The sequence below is a fragment of the Bacillus sp. AP8 genome (assembly GCF_000321185.1).
Lineage (GTDB): Bacteria > Bacillota > Bacilli > Bacillales > DSM-1321 > Bacillus_AD > Bacillus_AD massilioanorexius.
Window position 1 is genome coordinate 44,353 of sequence record NZ_CAPG01000062.1, and the last position, 11,565, is coordinate 55,917.

General features: G+C 36.4%; 11 protein-coding genes. All 11 read right to left on the minus strand.

From position 1 onward, the window contains the following. Window positions 1-29 precede the first annotated feature (29 nt). The gene (locus tag BN349_RS15180) at window positions 30-1,184 is read right to left on the minus strand and encodes an anti sigma factor C-terminal domain-containing protein (RefSeq protein WP_019243183.1); all 1,155 of its coding nucleotides are present in this window, start codon (window positions 1,182-1,184) and stop codon (window positions 30-32) included. Then, entirely contained in the window at window positions 1,184-1,675 is a 492-nt protein-coding gene (locus tag BN349_RS15185) for an RNA polymerase sigma factor (RefSeq protein WP_019243184.1), read from the minus strand. The genes BN349_RS15180 and BN349_RS15185 overlap by 1 nt, the downstream gene beginning before the upstream one ends. A gap of 612 nt (window positions 1,676-2,287) precedes the next feature. Next, window positions 2,288-3,811 carry an NADH-quinone oxidoreductase subunit NuoN gene (gene nuoN, locus BN349_RS15190; protein WP_019243185.1) on the minus strand — a complete coding sequence of 508 codons (1,524 nt, stop codon included), beginning with the start codon at window positions 3,809-3,811 and terminating at the stop codon, window positions 2,288-2,290. A gap of 6 nt (window positions 3,812-3,817) precedes the next feature. Then, window positions 3,818-5,338 carry an NADH-quinone oxidoreductase subunit M gene (locus BN349_RS15195; protein WP_019243186.1) on the minus strand — a complete coding sequence of 507 codons (1,521 nt, stop codon included), beginning with the start codon at window positions 5,336-5,338 and terminating at the stop codon, window positions 3,818-3,820. Further along, a complete protein-coding gene (gene nuoL / locus BN349_RS15200; protein ID WP_019243187.1) occupies window positions 5,338-7,200 on the minus strand; it encodes an NADH-quinone oxidoreductase subunit L in 1,863 nt (620 codons plus the stop codon). The genes BN349_RS15195 and nuoL overlap by 1 nt, the downstream gene beginning before the upstream one ends. Before the next feature lie 54 nt (window positions 7,201-7,254). After that, window positions 7,255-7,569 carry an NADH-quinone oxidoreductase subunit NuoK gene (gene nuoK / locus BN349_RS15205; RefSeq protein WP_019243188.1) on the minus strand — a complete coding sequence of 105 codons (315 nt, stop codon included), beginning with the start codon at window positions 7,567-7,569 and terminating at the stop codon, window positions 7,255-7,257. Next, window positions 7,569-8,087 (minus strand): NADH-quinone oxidoreductase subunit J, encoded by a 519-nt coding sequence (locus tag BN349_RS15210; RefSeq protein ID WP_019243189.1) that lies wholly within the window; start codon window positions 8,085-8,087, stop codon window positions 7,569-7,571. Before BN349_RS15210 ends, nuoK begins: the two co-directional genes overlap by 1 nt. A 2-nt stretch (window positions 8,088-8,089) precedes the next feature. Beyond that, window positions 8,090-8,503 carry an NADH-quinone oxidoreductase subunit NuoI gene (nuoI, locus tag BN349_RS15215; RefSeq protein ID WP_019243190.1) on the minus strand — a complete coding sequence of 138 codons (414 nt, stop codon included), beginning with the start codon at window positions 8,501-8,503 and terminating at the stop codon, window positions 8,090-8,092. A 31-nt stretch (window positions 8,504-8,534) separates the two neighbouring features. Further along, window positions 8,535-9,542, minus strand: coding sequence for an NADH-quinone oxidoreductase subunit NuoH (gene nuoH / locus BN349_RS15220; RefSeq protein WP_026089335.1), 1,008 nt, complete (start codon window positions 9,540-9,542; stop codon window positions 8,535-8,537). Between the two features lies 1 nt (window position 9,543). After that, on the minus strand, window positions 9,544-10,644 hold the full coding sequence (locus BN349_RS15225) for an NADH-quinone oxidoreductase subunit D (RefSeq protein ID WP_019243192.1): 1,101 nt from the start codon (window positions 10,642-10,644) through the stop codon (window positions 9,544-9,546). Window positions 10,645-10,647: 3 nt separating this feature from the next. Beyond that, window positions 10,648-11,565, minus strand: a 918-nt coding sequence (locus BN349_RS15230) for an NADH-quinone oxidoreductase subunit C (RefSeq protein WP_019243193.1), incomplete at its 5' end; no start/stop codon positions are given.

Here is an 11,565-nt window from a genome sequence, read left to right on the forward strand (position 1 = left end):
ATTTTCATCGAGAAAATACAACCTCCACATCATTTTTCATAAGCTGAAATTTTCACATCATCAATCATTAAGCTATTGATCATATCTTGTCTAGCAAGTTTCAATATATCCTTAACATTTCCTTGTACAACTGCACCATACGTATTAACACCATTTTTTTCTACATAGCTTAACACTTCTTCATACAATTCAGGAGAGAAATTTCCCGAGAATAAAGAGTCAAGGAAAGATTTTGCATTATGCATATATTTCACTTGCGATATAAAGTGAACTTCTAGTATTTTTGGTGTTATTTCTGTTTTATTCACACCGACATGAGCCAATTCGAAATACGGATATTTTTTTTCATCTACTGCATTTTTTTCAATAATTACACCCGTTCCTGTTGGATCAAAACCAATGTGAGTGTTTATATAATCGTATCTTATAGCAATCCATGAGAAGTAAATCGGGCTCATTCTCTCCATTAAATCGACAAGTTGCTTCATATTCAAGTCATTTTTATAGGAAACATAAGCTTTAACAAATGCTGTTTCAGGCAATTTTTCTAATTCAGCTATATACTCTTGAAACTGTTCTGGTTCTTGTTTGTAATTGACATTACTAGCATCACCAAAGGCATTACCGTACACTCCTTTATAAAATTCAAATGGCAACTCAGTCTCATTTCGAATCAATTTCCCTCGATTTACAGTTGTCTCATTTCGAAAAGAATCCCATTGATAAATTTCTAGATTATATTTTCCATATCCTAATGGTTCGGCCATAGCTTGGGATGTATTAAAGCCTGGAAAATGAAGATCGGTCAAAGTTGCCATATCTACAAAAAATTGTCCATTGCCAGAATATTTATCTACATAACCTTTATTCGGGTTATAAAAATAGGAATTAATAGCAGGAGCTATCCCAAATTGAAAAAGTAAAATAAGAGCTATCATTATACTAATCGTAAACGAAATAATCTTTACTATTTTACGATTAACAGATTTTTTTATTTTTTTTATTTCCTTGCTTACTTGCTCTTTTGGTTCGTCATCATAAGAAGCATTTATTTCTAAATCAATTTTTTCCGCCAAATAATCATTAATCAATTCATTTTTTTCAAGTTCTTCTTCAATAAACTTCATTTCTTCAGGTGATGCTGTACCATTTTTATACTTGATGAAAACTTCTTTAAAGTTCACTATAAATCCTCCTCTCTCAAAATCGTTTTCATTTTTTTCCTTGCCCTATATAGCAATGCCCTTGCAGCTCCATCAGAAATCCCTAAAGCTTCTGCGACTTCATGCAACGATAAATCTAAATAATAATAAAGTAAAATCGCTTCTTTATAGGAGTTTGGTAATGAAAATACTGTTTTTAAAATCGTCTTCTTCTTTTCGTCTTGAACAATTTGATTAATAATCACTTCATCAGAAACAAACATTTCTTCACTAATCATCGTATCAGAAAGCTTCTTCCTTCTTCTTACTAAATCAATCCATATATTCTTACATACACGTAATAGCCAAAATTTGATTCGATCATCTACGTTATCAAGAGAAATAAATGCTTTAAAAAATGTTTCACTTACCAGATCTTCGGCTAATGATTGATTTTTACATAGAAAAAATGCATATAAATAAACCTCATGATAATAACGTGAAAATACATTTTCTAAATCATCATTTTTCATTCCTATCTCCTTTCACTAAATAAACGAATCAAATTAAATAATGTCACACTTTTCTTTAACTTAAATGAATTGCAATAAAAAAAGCAAATAGAAAAAGGATGTCCTCTAGCATTTCACATCAAGGACATCCTCATTTATACATTGCTTTTTCCTCATAATTAAAGAAATTGTGACAGTTTTAGCCATTGGCCTATACTTGCAAGGGGGCTTACATTTTTCTATGTCTAACCTTTCACCTGATATGCTCGGAAATAAGTCATCCCTTTACGGAAGGACAAATTACCTTCCTACAAGGTCTGTCTTATTTCTGCCGCATAGCTCCTTTTTGTATTGAAATCAAACAATGTATCAAAAGATTCTACAGCTCAAAATTTCAAGAAGTTAGCTATCACACTCAAAAGAAAAGGACCGATGACGATTTTTCTTCTTGTCCTTCTCCAACACCTAGCCAGTTTTCTTCCTTAGACCTCGTTGAGTCTCTTGTGAAAGTCATTACTGGTAAGTGATGACTTTTACAGCTTGAAGACATAAGGCAATCCGTCCAAAAACCAACCTTCTAGCCGACCTTCCTTATGCTGGGCGGGGCTGAACAAGGTACTTCCGCATTTCTTCTTACCTCAGGAAGTCTTCGAAGTCTCCGAAATGTCCATGAAGGAAATCAAATGCTACTCCCGGCGCTAGCCCAAACCCAATTGTACCTACAATACAAACGACAAGGACAATTACTATACTGGCAGGAACTTTAATTTGATTTAAACCTTTCTGTTCATAAGCTGGGCGGAAAAACATTTGAATCATTACACCAAAATAATAAAAATAAGATACAACCGTGGTAGCAATTAATATTCCCGCTAATACGTAATGGCTCGGATCAACTGCAAATGTTCCAAGAAAAATATTAAGCTTAGCAATAAAGCCTGCCGTTCCTGGTATTCCTGCTAGGGAAAGTAAAAAGATTGTAAATGCTACTGCCAAAAATGGTGCCCTTTTATACAGACCCGCAAATGTGGCAATTTCATCTGAATTAGTTGTTTGCGAAATATACTGAATGACAGCAAATGCTCCTAAATTCATAAATACATAGGCTAATAGATAAAACCATACCGTGCTCATTGTAAAATAGCCTAATGTAGCAATGGCTACTAATAAATAACCTGCGTGAGCAATACTTGAATATGCTAATAAGCGCTTAATATTCTTTTGACGAAGTGCAATAACATTTCCAAGTATCATCGTAATGCCCGCTAGGAAGCCAATATAAATCTTATTCTCATCCATAAAGCCAAATACACCTTGTACATCTCCTGGTGCATTTAAAAATAAAGCAAGTATAATCCGTAGCACAATAACAAAACCTGCTATCTTAGATACAACACTTAAAAAAGCCGTAACAGGTGTTGGTGATCCTTGATACACATCAGGAGCCCACATATGAAATGGCGCGGTAGCAATCTTGAAGCTTAAACCTACAACTATCATAAAAAATGCAATTCCTAAAAGGTACTGGTATTGGCTCTCTAAAAGCTGTTCCAATATTGTTCCCATTTCGGATAAGTTGGTCGTACCTGTTAGCCCGTATAAATAACTCATTCCAAATAGTGTAAAGGCCGTTGAAATACCTCCGCTTATAACATACTTCATTGCCGCTTCATTGCTTTGTAAATGATGTTTTCGAATTCCCGCAAGTATGTAAGATGAAATAGTTAGTAACTCCAATCCTACGAATAGTGTTATAAAATCACCACTCGAGGTCATCACCATTCCACCTAGTAAAGCTGTAAGAATTAAATAATAAAACTCTCCTCTTGTTTCCTTCATCCCTTCAACCGGACGATAGCTTTGAGCAAGAAGAAGTACCAAAACGGCTCCAACCAATAATAGTAATTTAAATGCCTTGCCGAACGCATCCAGCATAAATGTATCATGTAAAATGGAAGTAGATTCTATGGATAACAATCCTACTAACGAAATGATGGCTAGTAAAACTCCTGTAATAGCAATCCATGCTAATGAACGACGACTAGCCTTTGATGGCATAAATAAATCGATTAAGCACAATAAAGTCGCAACACCTAGGATGATGAACTCTGGCATCATGACTCCCCAATTGTATGAAAGTAAAGTCTTTATATCCATCGATCATCATCCTCCTAATCCTAATAATATTAACTTCATTGTTTCATTAAGAGGCTCAGATAAAACAGAAGGATACACGCCAATTACGATAATGAGTCCCATTAACACAATTAGCGGAGTCCATTCAATCGATTGGATGTCCTCTGTCATTCTTGGTCTTGGTAGATTTTTCTCTCCATATGTAATAGAAAGAATCGCTCTTAATACATATACAGCAGTTAAGATTAGACCAAGAGTACCAATAGCTCCAATTATAGGTTCTTCTTTAAACAAGCCTAAAAATGTCATAAATTCACTTATAAAACCAGACATCCCAGGTAGTCCCAGTGAAGCCATTCCTGCCGCTAATAAGAACCCTGAAAAAATAGGCATCACTTTAGCCATTCCACCGATTTCAGTAAGGTCAGTCGTTTGGACTCGCTCATACATAATATTAACGAGAAAGAATAGTAACGCTGCTATTAAGCCGTGCGAAACCACTTGAAAAATAGCACCTTGTATTCCTGCTTCATTTAAAACACCTAAACCAATTAAAACAATTCCCATATGAGAGATAGAGGAATAAGCGAGAACTTTTTTCAAATCAGTTTGAATTAGAGCCAAAAACGCTCCATACAAAAGATTGATAATTCCTAATATAACGATATACAGAGCGATTTCCTTGAATTGCTGTGAAAAGATTCCCATTCCGAATCGAATCAGCCCAAATGCACCAATTTTCAAAAGTACACCGGCATGTAGCATAACAATAGCTGGTGGCGCTTGGACATGAACACGTAGCATCCAAGTATGTAAAGGAAAAATAGGAAGCTTAACACCAAAAGCAATAACGACAGCAAGTAATAGACCATACTTTAATTCTGTTGATATATTGGAAATTAACGATACTCCACCATGAGAAATTATTTTTTGTAGCATATCAATGTTACTCGTTCCTGTTTTAGCAAACAGAATCATAATAACAATTAATAAAACAGCTGATCCTAGCCCATTATAAATTAGAAAGCTATATGCTGCTTTTTCCTTTTCGACATAACCCCATTTACCGATTAAAAAAAACATAGGAACTAGAGTAATTTCAAAAAATAAAAAGAATAGAATCATATTTTCAGCTGTGAATACACCTAACATTCCTACTTGTAAAACTAGAAGTAGGATGAAATATCCTTTCCATTCTTTCTTTATAACTACGGAAGCGATAGCAGCTAGAGTTGTTAATACAGCCGTTAGTAACAACATGACGAGAGATAATCCATCAATTCCTAGTTCAAAGTCAACAGCGAAAAGGTTGGGATCATATTCTTTAAAATTACCAAATTGAAACCAATTTAAAGTTAAATCATAAAGCTGAAGATCTGTTCCTATTCTTTCCTGGATAAATAAATAGATTGCTGTACATAAAGCAGGGAGAGTCGCTAGAATTCCTAAAACTTTTATTAGCGTTTCCTGTTTTTTAGAAACAAACAGCAAAATGACAACACCGAGTAACGGAGAGAAAACTAAAAATGGTAATAACCAATCATTCATTATAGATACCCCCCTGTTATCGCGAAAACGACTAATAAAATAGCGAGTCCGACTAAGGCCACTACTCCATATTGTTGGACTTGCCCCGTTTGAAATCTCGATCCCATTCTCCCCAATAACATGACAAGATACCCTACTAAATACACGATTCCTCCAACAATGTACTTATCAATAAACGATAAGAACCATGCAATCCCTTTTGTTAGTGGGACGACGGTATAACCATACATTTCATCAATATAGTATTTGTTGGCGAATAAGCTATAAAATACAGATTCCTCTCCTCCGAGCCAGTCATTGGAAATACTCTTCTTCACATAAATGAGATACGCAAGAACAATACCCATCAATGAAAGAATGGTAGCAACAATCATGATCCAAAAAGGTCCATCAACATGCCCATCTCCTAACGCTGCATTTCCTTCTACTAGCCAATCTCCTAGAAAGGTTCCAAACCAAGGTGTATTAACATAACCACTGACTATTGCTAACAAGGCTAGAAGAATCATAGGAAAAATCATAGAACGTGGTGATTCATGAACAGATTGAACCTTTTTACGATTTTCACCAGCAAAAACCATAAAGAACAAGCGAAACATGTAAAAAGCAGTTAAAAAAGAAGTCAATAAGGCGATTGCAAACAAAACATAATGACCATGATTATACGCAGCTATTAATATTTCGTCTTTACTAAAAAATCCTGAGAATAGTGGTACTCCTGAAATAGCTAATGTCCCGATTAAAAATAACGGCCCCGTATACTTAAGCTTTTTCCATAGCCCACCCATTTCATCGATATTTTGAGTTGAGACAGCATGGATTACACTACCTGCTGCTAAGAATAATAATGCTTTAAAGAAAGCATGCGTCATTAAATGAAAGACGCCCGCAACATAGCCTGCTGAACCTAAGGCCAACATCATATAACCTAACTGGCTAACCGTTGAATAGGCTAGCACACGTTTGATGTCCTTTTGAACAATACCAATGGTAGCTGCAAATATGGCTGTGAAACCGCCAATTATCGCAACTGTCATTAGAGCAGCTTCACTAGCTGAAAACAGTGGAAACATATTGGCCACTAAGTAAACACCAGCCGCAACCATGGTAGCAGCATGAATTAACGCTGAAACTGGGGTAGGACCCTCCATCGCATCTGGAAGCCATGTATGAAGAGGAAATTGTCCAGATTTACCTATCGCCCCTATAAAAATAAGGATAGCAATTAAAGTAATCATGCTACTAGACATAGACCCGGCACTGACGGCATGAAAAATCACGTCATATTCAAAACTTCCAACTTGCCAAAATAATATAAGCATCCCGATTAATAAAGCAACGTCACCAATTCGAGTCATGATAAAAGCCTTTTTAGCAGCTGCTTTTGCTTCCTGCTTATAAAAATAAAAGCCAATCAGCAAAAAAGAACCCAGACCCACAAGCTCCCAAAAAATATATAATTGTAGTAAGTTAGGTGTCATTACTAGACCTAGCATTGCAAATGTGAATAAACCTAAATACGCATAAAACACTGGAAAGCGTTCATCTCCATGCATATAGCCTTTGGAATATGTATGAACGAGAAAGCTAACGAGTGAAACGATTACTAACATCAATGCATTTAATTGATTGATTTCAAAACCCGCTGTTATTTGTACATCCCCTATTGTTAGCCAAATGGCTTCGGTTTTATAAGTTGGTTGTGTAAATCTTTCAAAGAGAACCAACAAAGAATAGATGAAAGAACCTAGTGTCAGTATTATCCCTACATACGCACTCGACTCTTTTAATCTTTTACCGAATAGAAGAAGGAACAAGAACGAGAGTAGCGGGAGTAGCGGAATAATCCAAGCATTCTCCATCGTATCAAATCCCCTTCTGATCGTGTTCTATTAATCTCTCATTGCTCTTTATAGCTAGTTTTTCATAGTATTAACTTCATCCATCTTCACAGATTTTCGATTACGATACCAAGCTATTAAGATAGCTAACCCAACAGATGCTTCAGCTGCAGCTACTGTAATCGTAAACAACGAAAATACCTGCCCAGTAATAGATGGAGCTATTCCAAATTTACTAAAAGCAACTAAGTTAATATTCGCAGCATTTAACATCAACTCAATACATAATAAAACAATTACAATATTCTTTTTTGTTAATGCCCCATAAAGCCCTATACAGAATAATATCAACGCTAGAACTAAATAGGCTGAAAGTGGAACAGAATGCATTATTTCTCTGCCTCCTCTTTCTCTTCTCTTTTAGCTAATATAACAGCTCCGACTAATGCAACTAATAACAGAACTGACGTTAGCTCAAATGGGATTACATATTTAGAATACAATTCTACGCCCACTTGTTTCGTATTCTCTTCATGTAGTGGAACTGCTTCATACGGAATATCTAATCGATATATTCCTAAATAGACGATCACAGCAAATGCAATAATCCCTATCAATACAAACAGCTTACGAAGTGTACTTGTCTTTTCCACATCGCGATCATGTTGCTTCGTCAGCATGATTCCAAATAACATCATGATGGTAATGGCACCAGAATAGATCAAAATTTGCACACCTGCCACAAACTCAGCTGACAGCATGACATAGAGGCCAGCGATGCTAATGAAACTAAATACACCAGCAACAACCATATGAACTACTTTTGTTAAATAAATCAGTAATAATCCCCCGGTTATAGCTACCAAAGCTAGCAGAACAAAGGCGATCATTTCTCCAGAAAGGTTCATATTTAATTCTCCTTTCTAAGATTCGTGTCGTTCTCATCCAACCATTCTAAATTTTTAAAAAGCTGATCTCTGCTGTATTCAGCGAGTTCAAAATTATTCGTCATAATAATCGCTTCTGTGGGACAAACTTCTGTACATAGGTCACAGAGAATACAAATTTCAAAATTAATATCGTATGTTTCAATAATCTTGCCCTTCTTTGTTGGATCTGGATGTTTTTTCCCGGTTAAGCTAATACAATCCGTTGGACAGATATTGACGCACTGATTGCAAACAATACATTTTTCTGGATAAAATTTTTGTATTCCACGAAAACGATCTGGTAAAGGAAGCGGTTCATTTGGATATCCATATGTAACCTTTTTCCTTGATAAGTTTTTTAGCGTATATTTTAAACCTTTAGCAAGTCCAAGCATTTTTCCACCCCTTATCTATAATGCGATTACACTATATGAGTTTTAACAGTTCTTTTATAATCGCTGTTAGGAAGATATTTGCTAATGCTAATGGAAGCAAGACCTTCCAACCAAACTCCATTAAATGATCGGCTCGTATTCGCGGGAATGAAGCTCGAATCCATATTAATACAAACACTACAATACTAAACTTCAGAGCAAACCAAATGGCTCCCGGAATAAAATCAAGAAACGGTAGTGGCAGCCAACCACCCAAAAATAAAACCGTGGTTAAAGCACTCATTGCAAATAAATATACGTATTCCGCTAACATAAAGAACGCCCAGCGAAAACCTGAATATTCAGTGTGAAAGCCTGCTACTAGCTCTGATTCGGCTTCCGGCAAATCGAAAGGCGTTCGATTTAACTCGGCAACTGACGCAATCACAAAAATAATAAAAGCCAATGGTTGCAAAACAATAAACCAATAATTTTCCTGAGCAGCTACAATTTCATTTAAATTTAAGCTTCCTGTCAACAAAACGATACCAACTACTGACATAACAAGTGGAATTTCATATGATATCATCTGAGCAGCAGCTCGCATGCCTCCCAAAAGAGCATATTTATTATTTGAAGCCCAGCTTCCCATTACGATTCCTACTGTCGTAACACCTGATACGGCAATATAATATAGTAGTCCAATTCCGATATCAGCAAATTGAAAGCGATCTGTAAATGGAATCGTCGCTAACACCATAAAAGCAGGAGCAAAAGCAATAACAGGTGCCAAAATAAATAATGGGCGATCTGCTAGTTTTGGTATAACATCTTCTTTAATTAAAAGCTTTAATACGTCTGCTACTGTTTGTAATAGTCCCCAACGCCCTCCAACATGGCTAGGTCCATAACGTAACTGCATAAATCCCATTACTTTACGCTCCGATAGAATCGCGAATGTAACAAAGCCTAATAATACTAATAAGAAAGCTGTTGCTAGTACAAAGAACACCATAAAATTCATAATACCAGCCTGTGAATGTATTAAATTTTCTATCATTTTAGCCATCTACCTCCCCTAGAACAATATCAATTGCTCCTAGAATGGCAATTAAATTAGCGATATTTTCACCTACCAAAAGCTTCGGGAGAATTTGCAAATTATAAAAGGATGGTCTCCGAAATTTTAGACGGTAGGGCTCTTTTTTCCCAACACTCGAAATATAACAACCTATTTCTCCTCGAGGTGCCTCGATTCTCACAAAAGCTTCTCCCGCAGGAGCCTTTATGACCTTTGGAACTTTACCTATTATTGGCCCATCAACCGGAAATTGCTCAACTGCTTGCTCAATAATTCGAAGAGATTGCTCTATTTCTTCTATACGACAATGATAGCGAGCCCACGCATCTCCTTCACTTCTCGTTGGAATATCAAAATCAAAGCGATCATAAATACTATACGGAGCATCTTTTCGTAGATCATAGTCTACACCCGTACTTCTTAAATTGGCACCACTTAGAGAATAATGAAATGCATCTTCCTTCGTGTATATCCCAACCCCTTTAATCCGGCTCATAAAAATTTCATTTCCAGTAACGAGTTCATGATAACCCTTTAACTGTTCTCTCATATACGGAACAAAATCCCGTACTTTCTCAATCCATCCATTTGGTGCATCCCACTTTACTCCACCTACACGCATATAGTTGAAGGTTAAACGAGCTCCTGATAATTCATTTAAAAGATTTAGAATCATCTCTCTTTCCCTAAATGCATAGAGAAATGGACTAATTGCTCCTAAATCTAATAAATACGTTCCCCACCATACTAAGTGACTAGCAATCCTGCCAAGTTCCATCGTTAAAACACGCAAATATTCCGCTCTTTCAGGTATCTCTAGACCCATCATTGTTTCCACAGCATGACATAAAACATAATTATTCGTCATACCTGATAAATAATCTAATCGATCTGTATATGGGATAATTTGAGTATATTGCAGGTTTTCAGCAAGCTTTTCTGTACCTCGATGTAAATAGCCTATAACAGGTGTTGCCTCAGTGATAATTTCACCGTCTATTTTTACAACCAGACGAAAAACACCATGCGTACTAGGATGCTGAGGTCCTACATTCAATAGCATTTCTTCTGTGCGTATCATCTGTTACACCTCCACATCATACGGCTCATAATCTTTTCTTAGCGGATATCCAATCCATTCTTCTCCTAAAAGAATACGTTTTAAATTAGGATGATTTGTAAATTGAATGCCTAAAAGATCATATGCTTCACACTCAGGCCAATTTGCCCCTTCCCAAAGTGAAACTAAAGAAGTAATAACGGGGTGGTCATGATCCAGTTTGACTTTTAATACAACTGATTGTTTAAACGCATATGAATATAAAAATACATAAATTTCGAAATAGGATTCATAGTCCGTTCCGTGTAACTCAGAGAGATAATTAAATAAAAGTTGGTCATGATGTTTTAATAGGCTTGCAATATCAAAATATGATTCAGGTTTTGCTACCAAGGTTGGTACATGCTTAGATAGCCTATTAATATAACTCTCCTCTATTTTGTTTTCTCCTATATGTTTCTCAATTAAATGGAGATATTTATCTAACAATGGCTGATTCGGAGAATCCTCCATTTCTACTTCTGTTGAAATGGAAGTTTTGGATCCTTTGGCTAACGCTACTGCTTTCGCTTTTGCCGCTGCAACCGCTTTCAACTTTGCGTCGGCAACCGCTTTGGCTTTCTCGTCTACAGAACTGTCAGAAGTCGTTTCTCTGCTTTCCTTTTTTGACTTCGCTAATGCTGCTGCCTTTGCTTTTGCTGCTGCCACTGCTTTGGCCTTAGCTAATGCTAGAGCTTCGGCTTTTTCATCTGTTGAGTCCTCTCTTTCTGACTCTTGCTCTTTGGCTTTCTGCTTCGCTAACGCTGCCGCTTTCGCTTTTGCTGCTGCCGCTGCTTTGGCCTTAGCTAATGCTAGAGCTTTGGCTTTTTCATCTGTTGAGTCCTCTCTTTCTGACTCTTGTTCTTTGGCTTTCTGCTTCGCTAACGCTGCCGCTTTCGCTTT